The 19,014-nt window shown below is 52.1% G+C and carries 20 protein-coding genes; 14 read left to right on the forward strand and 6 right to left on the reverse strand.

All coding sequences use genetic code 11. The features are described from left to right. Positions 1–8 precede the first annotated feature (8 nt). The 6 genes from B9A24_RS04145 to B9A24_RS04170 form a co-directional block, all read right to left on the reverse strand. A complete protein-coding gene (locus tag B9A24_RS04145; protein WP_084443912.1) occupies positions 9–713 on the reverse strand; it encodes an SAM-dependent methyltransferase in 705 nt (234 codons plus the stop codon). Positions 714–753: 40 nt separating this feature from the next. Then, positions 754–1,524 carry an alpha/beta fold hydrolase gene (locus tag B9A24_RS04150; RefSeq protein WP_084443913.1) on the reverse strand — a complete coding sequence of 257 codons (771 nt, stop codon included), beginning with the start codon at positions 1,522–1,524 and terminating at the stop codon, positions 754–756. 69 nt (positions 1,525–1,593) lie between these two features. Next, positions 1,594–2,187, reverse strand: coding sequence for a PH domain-containing protein (locus tag B9A24_RS04155; protein WP_143434750.1), 594 nt, complete (start codon positions 2,185–2,187; stop codon positions 1,594–1,596). A 3-nt stretch (positions 2,188–2,190) separates the two neighbouring features. Beyond that, on the reverse strand, positions 2,191–3,243 hold the full coding sequence (gene selD / locus B9A24_RS04160; RefSeq protein WP_084443915.1) for a selenide, water dikinase SelD: 1,053 nt from the start codon (positions 3,241–3,243) through the stop codon (positions 2,191–2,193). 90 nt (positions 3,244–3,333) lie between these two features. Beyond that, positions 3,334–4,383: a tRNA 2-selenouridine(34) synthase MnmH gene (gene mnmH, locus B9A24_RS04165; protein WP_084443916.1), complete on the reverse strand. Its 1,050-nt coding sequence runs from the start codon at positions 4,381–4,383 to the stop codon at positions 3,334–3,336. A 113-nt stretch (positions 4,384–4,496) separates the two neighbouring features. After that, on the reverse strand, positions 4,497–5,210 hold the full coding sequence (locus B9A24_RS04170) for a pyridoxine 5'-phosphate synthase (RefSeq protein ID WP_084443917.1): 714 nt from the start codon (positions 5,208–5,210) through the stop codon (positions 4,497–4,499). A gap of 141 nt (positions 5,211–5,351) precedes the next feature. Between B9A24_RS04170 and B9A24_RS04175 the strand changes: the two genes are divergently transcribed. From B9A24_RS04175 to B9A24_RS04240, 14 genes are all read left to right on the forward strand, one after another. Further along, positions 5,352–5,816 (forward strand): GatB/YqeY domain-containing protein, encoded by a 465-nt coding sequence (locus tag B9A24_RS04175; RefSeq protein WP_084443918.1) that lies wholly within the window; start codon positions 5,352–5,354, stop codon positions 5,814–5,816. 85 nt (positions 5,817–5,901) lie between these two features. After that, positions 5,902–6,423 (forward strand): CvpA family protein, encoded by a 522-nt coding sequence (locus tag B9A24_RS04180; RefSeq protein WP_084443919.1) that lies wholly within the window; start codon positions 5,902–5,904, stop codon positions 6,421–6,423. A 100-nt stretch (positions 6,424–6,523) separates the two neighbouring features. Then, entirely contained in the window at positions 6,524–7,144 is a 621-nt protein-coding gene (locus tag B9A24_RS04185; RefSeq protein WP_084443920.1) for an anthranilate synthase component II, read from the forward strand. Between the two features lie 12 nt (positions 7,145–7,156). Further along, positions 7,157–7,945, forward strand: coding sequence for an alpha/beta fold hydrolase (locus B9A24_RS04190; protein ID WP_084443921.1), 789 nt, complete (start codon positions 7,157–7,159; stop codon positions 7,943–7,945). Positions 7,946–8,069: 124 nt separating this feature from the next. Beyond that, positions 8,070–8,747: a CBS domain-containing protein gene (locus B9A24_RS04195; RefSeq protein WP_084443922.1), complete on the forward strand. Its 678-nt coding sequence runs from the start codon at positions 8,070–8,072 to the stop codon at positions 8,745–8,747. A 295-nt stretch (positions 8,748–9,042) separates the two neighbouring features. Continuing rightward, positions 9,043–10,350: a BamA/TamA family outer membrane protein gene (locus tag B9A24_RS04200; protein ID WP_084443923.1), complete on the forward strand. Its 1,308-nt coding sequence runs from the start codon at positions 9,043–9,045 to the stop codon at positions 10,348–10,350. Between the two features lie 39 nt (positions 10,351–10,389). Beyond that, entirely contained in the window at positions 10,390–11,283 is an 894-nt protein-coding gene (locus B9A24_RS04205; RefSeq protein ID WP_084443924.1) for an NAD kinase, read from the forward strand. 53 nt (positions 11,284–11,336) lie between these two features. Next, entirely contained in the window at positions 11,337–12,317 is a 981-nt protein-coding gene (locus B9A24_RS04210) for a DUF6089 family protein (RefSeq protein ID WP_234996967.1), read from the forward strand. Between the two features lie 42 nt (positions 12,318–12,359). Then, on the forward strand, positions 12,360–13,079 hold the full coding sequence (gene porG / locus B9A24_RS04215) for a type IX secretion system protein PorG (protein ID WP_084443925.1): 720 nt from the start codon (positions 12,360–12,362) through the stop codon (positions 13,077–13,079). Between the two features lie 91 nt (positions 13,080–13,170). Further along, the gene (locus B9A24_RS04220; protein WP_084443926.1) at positions 13,171–13,917 is read left to right on the forward strand and encodes an isoprenyl transferase; all 747 of its coding nucleotides are present in this window, start codon (positions 13,171–13,173) and stop codon (positions 13,915–13,917) included. A 9-nt stretch (positions 13,918–13,926) separates the two neighbouring features. Next, positions 13,927–16,440, forward strand: a complete 2,514-nt coding sequence (gene bamA / locus B9A24_RS04225) for an outer membrane protein assembly factor BamA (RefSeq protein ID WP_084443927.1) — start codon at positions 13,927–13,929, stop codon at positions 16,438–16,440. Between the two features lie 38 nt (positions 16,441–16,478). Then, on the forward strand, positions 16,479–17,162 hold the full coding sequence (locus tag B9A24_RS04230) for an OmpH/Skp family outer membrane protein (RefSeq protein ID WP_084443928.1): 684 nt from the start codon (positions 16,479–16,481) through the stop codon (positions 17,160–17,162). Between the two features lie 32 nt (positions 17,163–17,194). Continuing rightward, positions 17,195–17,830 carry an OmpH/Skp family outer membrane protein gene (locus tag B9A24_RS04235; RefSeq protein ID WP_084443929.1) on the forward strand — a complete coding sequence of 212 codons (636 nt, stop codon included), beginning with the start codon at positions 17,195–17,197 and terminating at the stop codon, positions 17,828–17,830. Positions 17,831–17,922: 92 nt separating this feature from the next. Continuing rightward, positions 17,923–18,984, forward strand: a complete 1,062-nt coding sequence (locus B9A24_RS04240) for an RluA family pseudouridine synthase (RefSeq protein ID WP_084443930.1) — start codon at positions 17,923–17,925, stop codon at positions 18,982–18,984. Positions 18,985–19,014 lie beyond the last annotated feature (30 nt).

The following is a 19,014-nucleotide window of genomic DNA, read 5'->3' on the forward strand; positions in this document are numbered from 1 at the left end:
AGCTAGCGTTACTTTCCAAGTAAAAACACAGCTGGTTGCTTGTGAATCTCCGGTAGCTTGCCCTTCCAGCCAGCTACGGTATGAGTTTGCACAAACTCATTAGGTGCCGTGAGACTGGCGGCAATACATAAGTGAGTAGAAGGCTGCAAATGCGCCAACAAATCATCCAGCAGCGGCATGTTGCGGTAAGGCGTTTCGATAAAAAGCTGGGTTTGATGCTGCGTAAGAGCTGCCCGCTCTAACTGCTTTAACGCCGCGATTCGCTTTGCTTTTTCGATGGGCAAATAGCCGTGAAAGACAAAGCTCTGCCCGTTCATGCCCGAGGCCATCAGAGCCAGCAATAAGGACGAGGGCCCAACCAACGGCACTACCCGGATACCGAGTTGGTGCGCTATTCGCGCCAACTCTGCTCCCGGATCAGCTACGCCGGGGCAGCCTGCCTCTGATAAGATGCCCGCATCCTGGCCCGCAGTTACAGGCTGCAGCGCCGCCCGGATTTCTGCTTCGGAGGAGTCCTTATTAATTACCGTGAAGCGCAGGTCTTCGATTACGTGCGCTGGGGCCACGCTCTTCACAAAGCGCCGTGCCGTGCGGGCATTTTCTACCAGAAAATACGAGAGCGCGGCCACATGCGTAGCTATCTGCGCCGGCAGCACCTGGGCAGCCGTATCATCGGCCAGAATAGTTGGGATAAGATAGAGGATGCCAGACAAGAGAAAGCAGGTTTAAAGTGTGATGCAAGAGGTCAGCTACTTAGCCTTGCATGAAGGCATTGACCAACTCAAACACTTTGTCGGGGGCTTCGGCGTGGAGCCAGTGGCCTACCTCGGGGATGGTTTCGACCTGCGAATTGGGGAAAAGCGCCGGAATGACGTGGAGCTTATCTTCCGTCGTGATGTAATCCGATTTGCCCCCCCGAACGAATAAAGCAGGCTTCAGAAACGGCTGGGGGGCTTTTATCTCGGCCCCAACGAGGGCCATGTGCGCGGTGAGCGCCTCAAGGTTGAGGCGCCAAGCAAACGAGTGATCTTCGCGGCGGTAAAGGTTTTTTAGCAAAAACTGCCGCACCGAATCATGCCTGATATGCTGGGCCATCATCTCATCGGCCTGCTGCCGGCTTTCTACGTGGGGCAGATCGACGGCGTGCAAACCCGCTAGGATGCTATCTTGGTGGAGCATATCGGAGAAGCTGGGCGCAATGTCCATTACCACCAGGCGCGCCAGCAAATCGGGGTAATCCAGGGCGAAACGCATGGCTACCTTGCCCCCCATGCTATGACCGAGCAGGGTAGGGGCTTCGAGCTGAAGCTGGACGAAAAGCTCCCGCACATCCTCGCTCATCAACTCATACGTGTGCTCCGGCGTGTGAGGCGAGCGGCCATGATTACGCAGATCCACGGCAATAACGCAGTGGTGCTCCGCCCAGCGCTTCGCCAGGGTTTGCCAGTTATCGAGGGTGCCAAAGAGGCCGTGCAGAATAACCAGTGGCGCACCTTGGCCTTGTTCGCGGTAGTGTAGTTGCATAAGGATTGAAGCTTATATCATCTGATGAGCAAACGCGGCTTGGCGCTGACGCGTTGCGAAACTGGCAGCTCAGGTCCAGCAAAACCAGCGCTGCCGGTGCTCCAGCGGCGTATTGCGCAGGAACTCCGTCAGGGGGGCGAGGTTAAGCAGCAAAGAAGTAAGCGTGAGTACTTCGCCGGTTTGCAGGTGCAGACGCAGAAAGTCGTAGTTGCTCCAGAACAGCCGTTTCGACTTGCAGGTGACGCGCTCCACGCGTACTAATTCGCTTTGACGGAACGGAATGCGCACGCGGCCCTCATACACTTCCAGCCGGTTTTCCTTGGGGTCGAAAACCAACGTTGTGTGCAGGTTGTGGGCATAATACTGCGCATGTAGCAGCAGCGCCGGCATGGAAAAGCCCAGCAGGACAGCTGACAGGGCCAGCAGCAAAACGGCCTCATGGGGGGCTAAGTGCCCCGTGTAAAAGTAAAAGCCCAGATTGGGCAAGCCGACGCCCAGGCACAGCAACGGCCAGAACAGCAGGTAGAATTGCCGCAGAAACGTGGGTCGGTAAACCTTACTCTTCTGCGAGAAAAAGCTGGTGATAAAGCGCAGCCCAAAGACAATGGCAAACACGACCACCCCAATTTCCAGCAAAGGCCGCAGGATCTGGAATATCTTCACCGCTTACCGAACCTGAATCCAGGCCTCGCCCGGCGTATGGGACCGCAATGTGCCAAAGGGTTGCAAGTCAAGGCCGTACTGGGCAAAAATGCCCCCCACGGCCTCGCGTCCTTCCGGCGCTACGCACACCAGCAAGCCGCCTGACGTTTGCGGGTCGCACAGCCACTGGCGCTGCTCGTCCGTCACCGGCCCGATTTTGTGGCCGTAGCTGTCCCAGTTGCGGATGGTGCCGCCGGGTACCGCTTTTTGCTGCCGATATTCCTCTGCTTCCTTCAGCAAAGGCACTTTGTTGAACTCGATTTCGGCCATCAGGTTGCTGCCTTCGCACACTTCGGCGAGGTGCCCGAGCAGGCCAAAACCCGTAACGTCGGTCATGGCATGCACGGCAGGAAGCTGGCCTAGCTCGTAGCCTATTTTGTTGAGCTGCATCATTTGCTGGGGGGCAATTTGCTCATGCTCGGGCCGCAGAATAGCGCGTTTTTGCGCCGTTGTCATCATGCCTACACCTAATGGTTTGGTCAGATATAGCTCACAGCCAGCCGTGGCCGTGTCATTGCGCTTGAGGTTAGCAATAGCGAGCATACCAGTCACCGCCAAGCCAAAAATGGGCTCTGGCGAGTCAATGCTGTGGCCGCCCGCCAACGGAATACCCGCCTCGGCGCAGATGCTGCGGCTACCCTCAATCACGCGGCGCGCCACCTCAGGGGGCAATTTATCGATGGGCCAGCCCAGCACGGCAATCGCCATAACCGGCCGCCCGCCCATAGCATACACGTCGCTGATGGCGTTGGCCGAAGCGATGCGCCCAAAGTCGTAGGCATCATCCACGATGGGCATGAAAAAGTCGGTGGTGCTGATGAGGGCCTGCCCGCCACCGATGTCAAACACGGCGGCATCGTCGCGGGAGCTGTTGCCCACCATTAGCTTATCGTTCTGGGGCTGTGGAATGCTGGTGTGCAGAATCTGGTCGAGCACTTTGGGCGCGATTTTGCAGCCGCAGCCCGCCCCGTGGCTGTACTGGGTGAGGCGGATTTGATCGGTTTCTTCGGATGTCATATTGTTCAGGGTGTGGTTTCTCGCAGGGTTACGCAGGGTTAGCGCAGAGTCGCGCAGTGTGCTGACGGTTGAACACTGCGAAATCCTGCGCTAACCCTGCGTAACCCTGCGTGAAATAAATAAAGGTTGCGCCACTGCCCGCACCAGCTCCGCATTTATCACCGGGTCGCAAGTAGCAGATGGTACGCGCACGATGGTGCTGTTGATTTTGGTGTTTAATCCGTGGCCGTAGGTTTTGTCATAATACTCGAGCGCGATATCCACCATTTTTTCCATGTCGCCCGCTTCGATGGCCGCCAAGGCTTCCTTCGTCGCCAAGCCGCCCAGGCGCTTACTGATGCGCTGAATGGCGCCCGCTAACTCGGCGGGGTCTTCGCGACCATACTCAGCGGCTAGCTTGCTGGTGCGTATTGCGCGTGGAATATCGAGCACGATAAGCGGAGCCAGGCGCATCTGCTCGAAAAGCAGCTTCGGAATCGTAACGCGGCCGATGGCCAGGCTCTCATCTTCGAACCATGGCACGGCATTGGGGGGTAAATTTGCTAACTCAAATGCCAGCTCATTCTCGAATTGCTCGGCCGTAGGCTGGGGCGGCAAGCCAATGCTGCCAAACGACGAGCCTTTGTGTCTGGCCAAACCCTCCAAGTCCACGATAGGCTCACCCCGGCGGGCTAACTCATGCAGTACATCGGTTTTGCCGCTGCCCGTCAGGCCACCAAGCACGAATAGCGGGCGCGGCTCGGCAAATTGGGCCAGCGCCCACCGGCGGTAGTCTTTGTAGCCCTTATCCAGTAGATAAACTTTGAAGCCCGCCAGTTCCAGCAGCCACTGTACGGCGCCGCTGCGCATGCCGCCCCGCCAGCAATGCAGGCGCACTTCCTTCTGGGGGGCAATTTTCTGGGCCAGCTTCACCATCTTACTCATATTCGGCCCAAAGAAATCGAGACCAATATGGATGGCTTTCTCCTGACTGACCTGCTTGTAAGCGGTACCAATGCGGGCCCGCTCTTCATCCGTAAAGAGTGGCAAGCTCACTGCCCCCGGAATGTGGCCGTGGGCATATTCTACCGGGGCCCGCACATCCAGAATAGGCGCGTCGGGCGGGCCTTGCAGAAAATCGGAGAGGGAAAGACGAGGCATGTAGTAAAATTTGGTAGAAACGCAGCAGGGGCGCTCGGCTTCGCAGCTCGCGGTGGCATGATAAAGTAAGCTGGAAGCGCAGGGTCTAACGCCAAAAGCGCTGTAATGCGTTCCTACACCAGTTGCCGCCGATACAGCTGAATCGTGTTTTCTAACCCCAAATAAAGCGCATCACATACCAGCGCGTGCCCAATGCTCACTTCTTCCAGGCTGGGTAAGTTTTGCTTTAAGTGAGCCAGGTTATTGAGGTCTAAATCGTGGCCGGCATTCAGGCCAATACCAAGCTCCTGCGCCAGAATAGCCGCCGTACGGTAAGGTGCAATAGCAGCGGCCGGATCGGTGTGATATTGCTGGGCATACGCTTCTGTATATAGCTCAATGCGGTCGGTGCCGGTACCTACAGCAGCCTTCACCATGGCCGGATTGGGGTCGAGAAAAATAGAAACCCGGCATCCCAACGTCTTCAGCTCCGTCACGACGCCCAGCAGATAAATCTGATGCTCGATGGTGTCCCAGCCCGCGTTGGAGGTAATAGCATCGGGTGCGTCGGGCACGAGTGTCACCTGCTCGGGGCGCACTTCCCGCACCAGATTGATGAAATCAGGCGTCGGGTTGCCTTCCACGTTCAACTCGGTGGTCACAATGCTTTTGAGGTCGCGCACGTCCTGGTAGCGAATGTGACGCTCATCGGGCCGCGGATGCACCGTAATGCCCTGCGCCCCGAATCGCTCACAGTCGCGGGCCACTTGCAGCAGATGGGGGCGGTTGTGGCCGCGGGCATTCCGCAGGGTAGCGATTTTGTTTATGTTTACGCTTAGTTTTGTCATCTCTTTAGAAAGCGAAAATTGGCTTCTGCTCTGGAGCCAGCGCACCGCGAAAGTACGCCGGTTTTACGGGACCTTTCTTGGTTCGTTGGCGTGCCGCCCGTTTGTTACAGGCGGCTTTTTTTACTTTAAGATTCCTCTACTATGGCCCTGAAAGAAACCATCGACGCCGCTATTAAGCAGGCTATGCTTGCCAGAGATAAAGTGCGCCTCACGGCCCTGCGCAGCATCAAATCTCAAATACTGCTGGCTGAAACAGCTGAAGGCTCCCACGGTGCCGCCCTCACCCCCGATGCTGAAATCAAGCTGCTCACCAAAGCTGCCAAGCAGCGCCGCGAAGCCGCCGAAACCTACCAGAAGCAGTTCCGCTCCGACCTCGAAGAGATTGAGCTGGCTGAGCTCGCAATTATTGAGGAATACTTACCTCAGCAACTCTCCGAAGCTGATTTGGTTGAGCGCATCGTCGATATTATCCAGCGGACAGGTGCTACCGGCCCTTCTGACCTGGGCAAAGTAATGGGCGTTGCGGCCCGCGAGCTAAGCGGCCAAGCCGACGGCCGGATGATTTCGCAGGTTGTAAATCACTTGTTGAATAACACGAACGTGTAGTTTTTGAGGAGCCAGTAGACCGTCATGCTGAGCTTGTCAAAGCATGACGGTCTACTGGCTCTCAACTCCTAGCTCCTCCAAAACAATGTCCGGGTTCGACCTCTTTCTGCTTTTGGTGGTGGGCGTGGGTGCCGTGAAAGGGTTTCGGCGGGGCTTGGTGCTGGAAGTCGCGTCGCTGTTGGCCTTCGTGCTGGGCGTGGTAGGTGGGCTGAGTCTGCTCAATGATGCCATTCCGCTGGTGCGGCATTATGTGGGCGAGGCCTTCGGCTTGCTGCCCATCGTGTCGTTTCTGCTGGTGTGCGCGCTCATTGCCTGGGGAGTTCATCTATTAGGCAGCTTCGTGAAGAGCGCTGTGCATCTTACCCCGCTGGGTCTGCTCGACAACTTGCTGGGCGGCGCGGCCGGGGCCTTAAAGTGGATATTGGGCTTAAGTCTGCTTTTGCACGGCTTAGGCTTGGCTGGTGTAAAGCTACTCTCGCCCGCCCTGACCGGTGACTCGCAGGTGCTGCCTCTGGTGCGACAGGCGACTCCGGTGGCTTTGGAGGTTGTAGGTTTCGTGATGCCGTTCGCTAGCACACTCCTCACCCGCCTGCGGGGGGTATTTTAAAACGAATGGCTATATGGTTGCAGGTTAAACGACTGGTCGTTCTATCAGTGCTAGTCAAACAACCAGCCATATAACCTGCAACCATATAGCCATTTAACCGGTGCGGCTTCTTCTGCTCGACAACTTCGATTCCTTCACCTACAACCTGCTGGACTACTTTCAGCAGTTGAAGGTGCAGGTACAGGTCGTGCGCAACGATGTGCCTTTGGCGGCTATTGAAGCACTCGAATTCGATGGCATCGTATTGTCGCCGGGGCCAGGTACACCGGCCAGAGCGGGAGTGATGCCCGAAGTAATACAAGCGTATCATCAGCGGGTACCGATGCTGGGCGTGTGCTTAGGCCATCAGGCGCTGGGCGAATTTTTTGGGGCAAAACTGCAGCGCGCCGCGCAGCCCATGCACGGCAAGGTTTCGGAAATCGAAATTGCCCCCCAGGAGCCTTTATTTCAAAATTTGCCCCCCAGACTGCTAGTCACGCGCTACCACTCCTTAATAATCAGCGCCTTGCCCGAAACGCTGGTGCCGCTGGCCCGCACTACGGATTCAACTCAGGAAATAATGGCCGTGCGCCACCACTTATTACCGCTCTACGGCGTACAGTTTCATCCCGAAGCACTGCTGACGAGCCATGGCTTGGCCTTGCTCGGCAATTGGGCCAAGTGTTGTATCATTGCAAAGGACGCTCGGTCGGCACCCGCCGCGCCCGCGTCCGCCCGCTGAGAAGCTGAGACGATGGAATTGCAGATTAAGGAAAAGAATGGATTTCAGTACGTGGAGGAAGGCACCGGTGAGGTACTCCTGCTCCTGCACGGCTTGTTTGGCGCCCTGAGCAACTGGCAGGACGTCATAAGTGATTTCGCGCGCGACTACCGCGTTATCATCCCGATGCTGCCGATTTATGAAATGCCCCTGACCAAGGCAGGCGTGCCCGGTTTGGTAGGATATGTAGAGGAATTTGTAGCCGAAATGGCTTTGCAACAGCCTTTTACCCTGCTCGGTAACTCGTTGGGCGGGCACGTAGCGCTGGTGTATACCCTGCACAACCCGCAGCAGGTGCAGCGCCTGGTGCTCACCGGCAGCAGTGGCTTGTTCGAAGACTCAATGGGCAGCTCTTTTCCGAAGCGGGGCAACTATGGCTTCGTGCAGCAGCGGGTAGCTTACACGTTTTACGATCCTTCGTTAGCGACCAAAGACCTGGTAGATGAGGTGTTCAACGTTACGAACTCAAACATCAAAGTTCTGCGGATCATTAATATAGCTCGCTCAGCGCAGCGCCATAATTTAGCGAAAGACCTGGGCCGTATTCAGGTGCCAACGCTTTTGGTATGGGGGCTGAATGACACGATTACCCCGCCGATAGTAGCTCACGAGTTTCATCGCCTCATCGCCAACTCCGAGCTGCATTTTCTGGACCATTGTTGTCATGCGCCCATGATGGAGCGCCCCGAGGCGTTTAATGCCCGGCTCCGTCAGTTTCTGCATAGCACTAGGCGTCAGTCAGTCGTTAATTCCTTATCATAGAAGGCAAACTGCTTTTCTGATCACAAGCCAGAGTCGGCTCACCTAAACAAAGTTTGCTTCTTGGCGCTTGTTTGCCTTTTGGTTCGTAGCTTATCCACGTTTACTTCCGTTTCTCAGCCTACACATGCATTCTATGCTTGCCGAAGAATTGCTCAACCATTTGATTCCGGCGCTACAGGTGACGGATTCGACCGGGAAGGCTGCCAAATGGCTGGAGGAGTTTCACGTGGGCCAGTTGCCCGTCGTCGATAACCGTCAGTACCGCGGTCTTATTACCGAATCTGATCTGCTGGACTACGACCAGACGGAGGAATTGCTCAGCCAACTAACGCTGGGCTACGCCGACGTACATGTGCAGCACGATCAACATTTCTACAGCATCATGGAAATAGCTATTCAGAATAAAATTCAGCTGGTTCCCGTCCTCGACGAGCAGCGTGAATACATGGGTGTAGTGACGGTAGGCGATACGTTGGCCGCGCTGGGCCAAATGCCTATCGCCGTAGGCCAGGGGGGTATTTTAGTGCTTTCGATGGATGAGCGCGATTATTCTCTCACCCAGATCAGCCGGTATGTAGAGGAGAATAACGCCAAAATTCTAAGCGCCCACGTCGCGCAGGATGAAAGCGACCCCTATAAAATTCGGTTGACGCTGAAGCTCAATACTCCTTCGCTTACCCGTATCGTGGCTACATTGGAGCGGTTTGGTTACGTTATCACCGCTCAGTTTAGCGGAGCCAGCGAGGTAGGCGAAGGTGAGCAAGACCGCTACGATGCTCTCTTGAAATACTTGAGCCTTTAAGCGCTGACAAGTTATTTGGTAGCAATAATTCCTTGAAGGAAAGAGAATTGAATGCGCAGAGAATGATAGGTCAGCAGTTAATTACTGCAGGATCAAGCCTATTCCTGACCTTGCGGAACGAGAATTGCGCGCCGCCCGGTTCTCCATTTCTACTGTTACGTACTTGAATCTGCTCGTCTGTTTACTTTCCCTACTGTTGGGCAGCAGTACTTTGCCCCCCAGGCCGGTTCCTGATTCTCTAAGACGCGCTCCAGCTGATAGTTTGCTGCAGGCGCAATGTCCGCAATACGCGGTTGTGCGCGTCAGCACTATCTTATTTGCGGGCAATGAGGTTACCAAGGAAGTCGTATTGCGAGCTGAACTGGACTTCCACGAAGGAGATACGCTGCACGCTGCTACGTTGGCCGCTCGTCTGGAAGGTAACCGCCTGCGGCTGTTCAACCTACGGCTCTTCCACAGCGTCACGCAGCAAACTGTTTGTCGCGACGGCGAAATCACTGTGCTGTTTGCGGTGCAGGAGCGGTGGTACACCTTTCCTATCCCAACGCTTTCGTTTGCCGAGCGCAATTTCAACGCTTGGCTCGACCGCCCCGACCGTTGGCGCCGGGTCAACTACGGGCTGTATGTTGTGCGCAAGAACTTCCGGGGCCGCAATGAGGAAGTGCGGGCTAATGTACAGCTAGGATTCAACCGCCGCTACGAGTTGTTTTACGAAGCGCCGGGCTACGGCCCGCGCCGTCGTATTGGCTTTGGCGCGGGCATCTCCTCTGCCCGTAGCCGCGCCCTCGACTATGCCACCCTTCGCGACCGGCTCGTCACGCTTCGCCCCGAAGATGGCTATCCACTGATGCGCCAGTATGGCTCGCTGGGGCTACGCTGGCGCCAATCAGTGCAGCGTTTCTCCGCATTGGATGTAGCTTATTATAAAGAGCAGGTTTCGGACTCAATTATTAAGCTCAATCCCGCGTATTTTCTGAATGGTTCACGACGTGAGTATCTGGAGCTTAAAATCACCAGTACCTTAAATCAGCGCAATACATTTGCCTATCCCCTCACTGGCCGGTTTGCCCAGGCGGCCTTATCACATCGGATTTTCCTGACACCTGGTAACGCTGATATTACTACTCTGCTAGGGCGCTATGCTCAATATTTCGCGCTGGGGGGCAATTTCTACTACAATTTCAGTGTGCAGGCTCAACTGCGACTAGCCCAACGCGTGGGGTACGCTGATAATAGAGCCCTTGGCTACGATGCGCATGTGCGGGGCTATGATGCCTACGTCGTTGATGGCCGTCACTATGGATTAGCGCGGCAAAGTGTATCGTATCGGCTTCTCGATGCCGGCAAAATCAAACTGCAGGGCATAGCCAATTCCAAGATAAACAGCTTACCCTTGGTTATTTATTTGAATACCTTTACCGATGCCGGGTACGTGTTGGCTCGTACAACTATCCCTAGAAACAGATTACCTGACCAACTATTGGGGGCCGCCGGGGTAGGTTTGCATTTCGTCACCTACTACGACCGGGTCTTAACGGTGGAGTACACCCGCAATGGCCGAGGGGAAGGTGGGTTCTTCTTTCGCACCGATTTTCCTATCTAAACTTTATCCCAACGGTTTACCGCAGGTTACTCTTTTGTTATGAAAATCGCCATAATTGGTAAGCCCCTCGACGATTCTACCTTACCTTTCGTTCAGGCATTGCTGGATAATCTGGTAGATCGTCAGACTGAAATTCTTATTGCCGAGTCATTCCACTCATCTCTCTCTTCCCGGCTTCACTTAACTGATGAAATCACGGTTTTTCAACGTGGTGATTCTTTACGAAACGTACAATTTATCCTGAGCATTGGTGGCGACGGGACTTTGTTGGATACAGTAACCTATGTAGGAAGCCTGCAAATCCCAATTCTAGGTATCAATACTGGTCGGCTTGGTTTCTTAGCTACTATCACCCCAGAGCACATAGCGCAAGCCATAGATGCCTTATATAAAGGACATTTCGTAATTGAGGAACGAAGTTTGATCCGCGTAGAAACTGATCCAGAGGTTTTTGGGAATATCAATTTCGGTCTCAATGAATTCTCTATTCTTAAGCGTGATACTTCGTCTATGATTGTGGTGCATACCTATATCGACGGTGAATATTTGAATTCTTATTGGGCAGACGGCCTGATTGTAGCTACTCCTACTGGCTCTACTGGCTATTCCTTGAGCTGTGGAGGACCCGTAATGTTGCCGCAAACTAATAATTTTATTATTGCACCCGTGTGTCCGCACAACCTTAATGTGCGGCCTCTTATCGTGTCAGATCGTAGCGTGATTTCCTTCGAAATAGAGGGTAGAAGCAATAATTTTCTGCTTTCGCTCGACTCCCGCTCAGTTCCGGTAGAGGCCAACGTGCAGATTGCTGTGCGACGTGAAAACTTTGGGGCACGCCTGGTAAAATTGAATCACGTTAATTTTCTGACCACCTTGCGCAGCAAGTTGAATTGGGGTCTGGATCGGCGCAACCCCGCTGGTACACCCGTATAAATGAAAGGCTATTTGTAATATTTGTTTTTTAAAGTTCCTTACAAACCCTACTTTTGTCGCTGACAGCTAATGTGCCTACCGGTTACCTTGCTCCCTCAAAATCTGATATTTCTAACCCTGGCTTGATTATGAAGCATTTCTTTACCCACACCTTAGCTGTGTTGCTCTTGCTTGCACTTGTAGCTACTGAGGCAAGCGCCCAGCAATTCAACAAGCGGAAACAGTACAATTCAGTAGGTGTAAGCCTGAACGCTATGAACTATTTCGGTGATATTGTACCGAAGGCTAGTGTACCCAGCTTCCGTTTCGCTGCCACGCGACCTAACATAGGATTAACGTTTACGCGCCGTTTTGCCCCCCGTATATCTGGTCGGGCTGGTCTATCGTACGGTCGTATTACCGGCGACGACACGAAAGCTGCTAATCAGAACGATTCGGATGCCAAGTATCGCTACAACCGTAACTTCGCCTTTCGCAACGACATAGTTGAATTATCAGCAATCGGTGTTTTCGATTTGATTGAAAATCGCAACACGTACGTAAGACGGCCTGATTTTGTACCGTATGTGTTTGCTGGTGTTGCAGCATTTTATCACAGTCCTAAAGGCTTGGTAAAGGACAACGGCACATCTGCAGGTCTAACTCCTGGCGATTACATTGAGCTACAATCGCTTAACACAGAAGGTCAAACAGAAGGCTACAGCAAGACTCAGATTTCTATTCCATTTGGTGGTGGCGTCCGCTACAAAATCAATAAGGATTTTGATATTGGCTTAGAGATCGGCTGGCGTAAGACCTTTACCGACTACCTTGACGATGTAAGCGGTAACTTTGCTGCCGATGCTGATTTACGTAGCCCTGCGGCTAAGTATTTCGGTCGTGATATCACGCTTCGTACCGATGGTGAGTTTTCCCAATTCAACACCCCAGGCGATATGCGTGGTAAAAGCAATGAAGATGACTGGTATATCGTTACAGGTATCACGCTCAACTACATTCTTCAGCCACGCGTGAAAAGTCCTAAATTCCGATAGCCGATAGTATCTGGCTGTCTATTCAACCCAACAGTCAGTCTAATGTTGCATTCTATTCTCCGTAAAACACTCCTTATTTGCTCAGTGCAAATAGGGAGTGTTTTTTTTATTACGTCTGCTAAAGCTCAAAATACCAGTGAGTTAGGCATCGGTATTGGGGGGCTTAATTACAAAGGTGAGGTTTCACCTAACTATCAATTTGAAAACAACAGACCAGTTCTAACTATTTTCTATCGAAAAGACATCTCCGTGCCGATTACGTTGCGGGGGGCGTTTACGGGCGGAATGCTCCAGGCTAATGATAAAAATGTGATAGGGGTAAATGATGCTATTGCCCCATTACATGATTTTCGAGAAGCTACCATGAAGGGTGGCTTGGCGGAAGTGTCAGGAGTACTCGAATACAATTTTTTCAATTACCACAATCGTAAGGATAAAATTCACTTTACGCCTTACGTGTTTATTGGGATTGCTGGCTTCTACGCCAATACTGAGGTTGTTTATGGAAACCAAAACTTTACTGGTCTTAATGCCAACGGAGGCATGGTAGGTGTCGCAGTTCCAGCCGGCATAGGATTGAAATATGCTCTATCGCCCCGCTGGAACTTAGGATTAGAGGCTGGAGCCCGCAAAACATTTACGGATAAATTAGATCATTTAGAAGATCAGAATGCATTCATTAATAACCGATATACTAATGACTGGTATTTCTATAATGGGGTGAGCCTGTCCTATACATTCTATAAAATCTATTGCCCCTGACTAAAGCAGAAGGAATCGGCAGCGCACATTCAGGCGGGAGGCAAATGCAACCATTTGCGTAACTTGCAGCCTCTTTACGCAAAAAATACCAATGGCCGCTCGGTCCGAAATTGACTCTCAGAATTTACCCACTCACGTCGCCGTCATAATGGACGGTAACGGGCGTTGGGCTAAGCAAAAAGGTGGGCTGCGCATTTTTGGGCACCAAAGCGCTATTACGGCTGTGCGGGATACAGTAGAAGCCGCGGTAGAACTAGGCATATCGTATCTTACTCTTTATGCCTTTTCGACAGAGAATTGGGCTCGGCCAGCGTATGAGGTAACAGCTTTAATGCAGTTGCTGGTGCATACCATTCGCCAAGAAACACCGACCTTACTTAAAAACGGCATTCGATTGGAGTCTATTGGGCAGATTGATAGTTTGCCAGCATCCTGTCAGCGCGAATTGGCTGAGGCGAAGGGGCTAACCAGCGCTGGTACCCGCATGACGTTGGTACTGGCTTTAAGCTACAGCGGGCGCTGGGACCTAACTCAGGCCATGCGACGTATTAGCGAAGAAGTGGCTGCTGGACGATTGGAGCCCACGGCTGTAAACGAGACCACCGTAGCCCAATATCTTGCTACGGGGGGTATTCCTGACCCCGAGTTGCTTATTCGGACAAGTGGAGAGCAGCGTATCAGCAACTTTTTGCTTTGGCAACTAGCTTATACTGAACTTTATATCACTGATTTGTTGTGGCCTGACTTTCGGCGCGAACATTTTTACGATGCCATTCAGTCCTATCAGCGTCGCGAGCGTCGGTTTGGCAAAACCAGTGAGCAACTAACCGTTTCGTAAGTTTTTAGAATGATTGCTTCTCTTAATAAATTTATCAGGCTGTTAGCCCTCGTAGTGTCGCTGGGAATAGTTGGCATCGGACAGTTGCGGGCCCAATCGCCTGCTCCAGGACCTGCTGAGCCTCAGCGCTATGAGTTGGGGGGCATTACCATCAGTGGGTCACGCTATCTGGATGCAAATACACTGATTGGAATAACAGGTCTTCGAGTAGGCGACCCAGTAACTATTCCAGGGGAGGATATTGGTAAAGCTATTCGCCGACTGTGGGAACAGGGCATCCTTGGTGATGTGAGTGTATCTATCACCCGCATAGACGGGCAGCGTGTTTTCCTCGATTTCTTCCTGAGTGAGCGTCCACGATTATCTAAGTTTGACTTTGTCGGCATTAGCAAGAGCCAGGGTGATGAGCTGCGCGATAAGATCAAGCTTATCCGGGGCAAGGTGGTGACGGATGCTTTACTGAATAACACCCGCACGCAAGTGCGCAAATTCTATACGAATAAGAGCTTCTTAGATGCTAAAGTGAATATTACGCAAGTACCGGATTCGAGCTTATCGAATAGCGTAGTACTAAAAATCAAAGTAGATAAGGGTGAAAAAATCCGCATTCGTGATATTGCTTTTGAAGGTAATGAGGCATTTTCTGATGGAAAGCTTCAAAAGAAGCTAAAGAAAACAAAGGCGAAAAAATCGTACAAGCTACTGACGGCGGGTAAGTTTCAACGGGCTGAATACGAAGAGGACAAGCTTAAGCTGTTGGAGTTTTATAACGCTGAGGGTTACCGGGATGCTGTTATCGTTTCGGATACTCTAATTCGTCAGGAGGATGGGCTAGCCCTGCGGATTACGGTAGATGAAGGGCCAAAGTATTACTTCCGCAACATCACTTGGAACGGCAACTATCTGTATGATGATAAGACGCTGGCCTCGGTACTAGGAATCAAGAAAGGAAGCGTATACAATAAGGAAGAGCTTGAAAAGCGCATCAGCTACAATCCTACGGGGCAAGATGTGCAGTCGCTCTACATGAATGATGGCTACTTGTTCTTTAACATCGACGCGGTAGAAACGAAGATTGAAGGCGATTCTATTGACTTGGAGATGCGCATCAGCGAAGGCGTACAGGCTCGTATCAAGGAAATAAATATTGCGGGCAATACCAAAACCAGCGACCATGTGTTGCGACGCGAATTACGTACACTACCAGGGGATAAATTTAATAGGGAGTTGCTGATTCGCTCCCAGCGCGAAATCTCTACGCTAGGCTATTTCGACCCTGAAAAGGTAGGAATGGTGCCGGTACCTAATCAGGCCGAAGGCACAGTAGATATTAATTACACGGTAGTTGAGAAGCCTTCTGACCAGATCACGCTTTCGGGCGGCTGGGGTGGCTATGCAGGCTTTATTGGTACGGTAGGCCTGGTTTTTAACAATTTTTCCCTCCGTAAAGCTGGTGACTTCCGCAACTGGAAGCCGGTGCCAGCCGGCGACGGCCAGCGTTTGGCCCTGAACGTGCAAGCTAATGGCCTACAATATCAAGCTTATTCCTTCTCTTTTACAGAGCCTTGGTTAGGTGGTCGTAAGCGTAATTCGCTGACCTTCAGCCTCAATAAGAGCATTCAGCGCCTAGGACAGGCTCTGGACGCTAGCACTGACCGTTTCATTAAGGTAAATAGCGCCTCTATTGGTTTAGGACGGCAGCTGCGTTTCCCTGACGACTACTTTACATTGAGCAACTCACTATCAGTTAGCCAATATAAGCTAAACCAGTATCCGGCTTTCGGTACGGAGTTCTTCCGGAATGGTACTGGCAACGCGAATAACATCACGCTGAATACGACGCTGTCGCGCAATAGCATCGACAATCCAACTTACACTCGTCGTGGTTCGTCGCTGTCGCTTAGCCTAAATTTGACGCCTCCTTATTCGGTGTTCAATGGCGCCCATCCCTCCGTAAATGAGTGGGTAGAGTTCCATAAGTGGATGTTTGATGCTTCGTGGTTTACGCCAATCGTGGGAAAGCTAGTGCTCAACTCACGGGCCCACTTTGGCTACATTGGCTCGTATGGCTCCGACCGGCAGATCGGGCCTTTCGAGCGCTTTAAGCTAGGTGGTTCTGGCTTGGGCTATGGTGGCTCATCCAACTTTCTGATTGGTACGGAATATATTGGTCTGCGGGGCTATGGTGACCCCGGCGATGCTAACTCCATTCCTACGGCCCGGCAGGCATCCAGTGGGGGCGTAGCTTACAATAAATACGTAATGGAGCTGCGTTATCCGGTATCGCTCAACCCTGCGGCTACCGTGTATGTGTTGAGCTTCGCGGAAGCAGGCAACGCTTTTGATCAGTATACCAACTACAATCCCTATAAGCTGTATCGCTCGGTAGGCGTGGGTGCCCGCATATTCATGTCGGCATTTGGGTTACTCGGTTTCGACTACGGCTTGCCACTTGATACAGTGCCTGGCCAGACGAAGAAGGAAGGTATTTTCCACTTTATTATCGGCCAGCAGATTCGCTAATTCATTAGTCAATTTGTTAGGGTCTTAAAGTCGTTGCTATGAAAAAGCTGCTTTCTTCTTTTATCGTTGTGCTAACTGGACTTCTAGCAACTCCTGCGGCTCAAGCGCAAAAATTTGGGTATGTAGACTCCGAATTTGTGATGGGAAAGTTGCCCGCTTATGCCGCTGCCCAGCAGGAGTTAAATACACTGTCTGGCAACTGGCAGAAGGATATTGAGAATCAAAAGAAAGAACTTGATAAGCTGTATCGCACTTATCAAGCGGAAGAGGTGTTGCTAACAGAAGCTGCAAAGAAGAAGCGGCAGGATGAGATCCTGAAAAAGGAACAGGAGATAAAAGCGTATCAAAATAAGATTTTTGGTTTTGAAGGCCAGCTATTTAAAAAGCGGCAGGAACTAACCAAACCCGTTCAAGATCAGGTATTTGAGGCCATCGAGCGGGTCGCTAAAAAGAAACAGCTGGCGATTGTGTTTGATAAGGCTGGGGACTTAACCATGCTGTACACCAATCCGGTCCATGACTATACTGAATTTGTGCTGGAGGAAATGGGTTTAGCATCTGAGGAGAAAAACCAACCTGGTACAAAAGGCTCAGTTCAGACTGTTGAAACGCCTGCTACGCCTACCGATGGGGTAAATGCTGATGTTACTGATGTGCCTCCCGCCACTCGTCCGGTCCCTCGCACCCGACAGCCGGCGCAGCCGGTAAAACGAAAAAACTAACTTTGACTTTCTAACTTGCAACTTCCCTTTTAATGACCACCATGAACAAAATCCGCCTTGCTTTGGCCGCGGCCGCTCTTACCTTCACCACCACTACGGCTACCCTAGCGCAGGCCCCGCTAAAGATCGGATACACTAGCGTGGACTATGTGCTCAGCCAGATGCCCGAAAGCAAGCAGATCGAGTCAGATCTGAAAGCATACAGCTCGCAGTTGGAAGCCCAGTTAAAAAGTAAGATTGCTGATTATCAAACAAAGGCTGAGGCTTATCAGAAGGGCGCTAGTGCCATGACTGAGGTTGTTCGCGCCGATAAAGAAAAAGAATTGACCGGTCTTCAGGGCTCCATTCAGGAGTTTCAGCGCAGTGCCGACAACTCACTTCAGCAGAAGCAGCAAACCTTGCTAAAGCCAGCATTGGATAAGCTGCAAAAGACGATTGATGCCGTAGCCACTGAAAACGGTTATACCTACGTACTGAACTCGGATGGTGCTAGCCCAGTGCTGTTGCACGGTCCTAAGGAAGGTGACATCTCCGATATGATTCTTAAGAAGATGGGCGTTACGCCAGGTGCTGCTCAGGCTCCCGCTGCTGCTCCTGCTAAGACTACCCCTGCTGCACCTACTGCTGCACCCGCTGGCAACACAGCCAAAAAAGGTAAGAAGAAATAAGGCTTCGACACCTTATCTACAAGAAAGCCGGAACATAGCGTTTCGGCTTTCTTGTTTTTGAGACTTAATTGCCAACAGCATACTATTCACTAATGCTTACTGAAAATTTGCCCCCCGATGATTTAGCTGATGAAGAACTCGGCGAAGGCGGCGACGAACTATACGAGCATCACCGCATTCAGGTAAATCGGGGCCAGGAAATGCTGCGCCTAGACAAGTTTCTGCTGCATCGGCTTTCGCATACTTCGCGTACCAAGATTCAGAATGCTATTCTGGCCGAAGCTGTGCAGGTAAACGCAAAAGTCGTAAAGGCCAGCTACCGGATCAAGCCGCACGATATTATCACTATCACGCTGCCCGAGCCTCCCCGCGAGTTTAAGGTTATGCCCGAACCCATGGAACTGGATATTCCTTACGAGGACTCGGCTCTGCTACTCGTGAATAAGCCCGCTGGGTTGGTGGTGCACCCCGCTTTTGGTAACTGGCAGGGCACACTGGTAAACGGACTAGCCTACCACCTACAAAACCTGCCTACGGGCCGCAATGGCGAAATACGTCCGGGCCTTGTGCATCGCATTGATAAGGACACGTCAGGTTTGCTGGTAATAGGAAAGTCGGAGTGGGCGATGACGCACCTCTCGCAGCAGTTCTTTCATCATACCATCGAGCGCACGTACCTGGCGCTGGTCTGGGGGGTTCCAAGGGAGATGGAAGGCACAATACGGGGCCATGTAGGCCGTAGCGTCAAAGACCGGAAAGTGCAAGCCGTATTCCCTGATGGGGAGCAGGGGAAGCCGGCGGTTACGCATTACAAGGTGCTCAAGACGTTCCGGCACGTAGCGCTACTACAATGTAATCTCGAAACCGGACGAACGCATCAGATTCGGGTGCATATGAAGCACATTGGTCATCCATTGTTCTCGGATGCTACCTACGGCGGCGATAAAATACTGTATGGGCAGCGTACGGGTGCCTATAAGGCGTTCGTTGAGAAAGCCTTCGCTCTAATGCCCCGGCAAGCACTACACGCCAAATCTTTAGGCTTTGAGCATCCTGACACGGGTCAGCACGTACATTTTGAGTCAGACCTACCAGCTGATTTTGCTGCCGTACTTGAAAAATGGGAGAAGTTTACCATTGATGAGCAAGTATAAGCTACTCGATGTACTTTATTGCAAAAAAAG

Origin of the sequence: Hymenobacter roseosalivarius DSM 11622 (assembly GCF_900176135.1) — a bacterium.
GTDB classification, from domain to species: domain Bacteria; phylum Bacteroidota; class Bacteroidia; order Cytophagales; family Hymenobacteraceae; genus Hymenobacter; species Hymenobacter roseosalivarius.

Bases quoted from the DNA above. Each gene is read 5' to 3' on its own strand.
- B9A24_RS04150 (WP_084443913.1), bottom strand. From the start codon at position 1,524: ATGCAACTACACTACCGCGAACAAGGCCAAGGTGCGCCACTGGTTATT.
- selD (WP_084443915.1), bottom strand. From the start codon at position 3,243: ATGACATCCGAAGAAACCGATCAAATCCGCCTCACCCAGTACAGCCAC.
- mnmH (WP_084443916.1), bottom strand. From the start codon at position 4,383: ATGCCTCGTCTTTCCCTCTCCGATTTTCTGCAAGGCCCGCCCGACGCG.
- B9A24_RS04170 (WP_084443917.1), bottom strand. From the start codon at position 5,210: ATGACAAAACTAAGCGTAAACATAAACAAAATCGCTACCCTGCGGAAT.
- B9A24_RS04175 (WP_084443918.1), top strand. From the start codon at position 5,352: ATGGCCCTGAAAGAAACCATCGACGCCGCTATTAAGCAGGCTATGCTT.
- B9A24_RS04180 (WP_084443919.1), top strand. From the start codon at position 5,902: ATGTCCGGGTTCGACCTCTTTCTGCTTTTGGTGGTGGGCGTGGGTGCC.
- B9A24_RS04190 (WP_084443921.1), top strand. From the start codon at position 7,157: ATGGAATTGCAGATTAAGGAAAAGAATGGATTTCAGTACGTGGAGGAA.
- B9A24_RS04195 (WP_084443922.1), top strand. From the start codon at position 8,070: ATGCATTCTATGCTTGCCGAAGAATTGCTCAACCATTTGATTCCGGCG.
- B9A24_RS04205 (WP_084443924.1), top strand. From the start codon at position 10,390: ATGAAAATCGCCATAATTGGTAAGCCCCTCGACGATTCTACCTTACCT.
- porG (WP_084443925.1), top strand. From the start codon at position 12,360: ATGTTGCATTCTATTCTCCGTAAAACACTCCTTATTTGCTCAGTGCAA.
- B9A24_RS04220 (WP_084443926.1), top strand. From the start codon at position 13,171: ATGGCCGCTCGGTCCGAAATTGACTCTCAGAATTTACCCACTCACGTC.
- bamA (WP_084443927.1), top strand. From the start codon at position 13,927: ATGATTGCTTCTCTTAATAAATTTATCAGGCTGTTAGCCCTCGTAGTG.
- B9A24_RS04230 (WP_084443928.1), top strand. From the start codon at position 16,479: ATGAAAAAGCTGCTTTCTTCTTTTATCGTTGTGCTAACTGGACTTCTA.
- B9A24_RS04235 (WP_084443929.1), top strand. From the start codon at position 17,195: ATGACCACCATGAACAAAATCCGCCTTGCTTTGGCCGCGGCCGCTCTT.
- B9A24_RS04240 (WP_084443930.1), top strand. From the start codon at position 17,923: ATGCTTACTGAAAATTTGCCCCCCGATGATTTAGCTGATGAAGAACTC.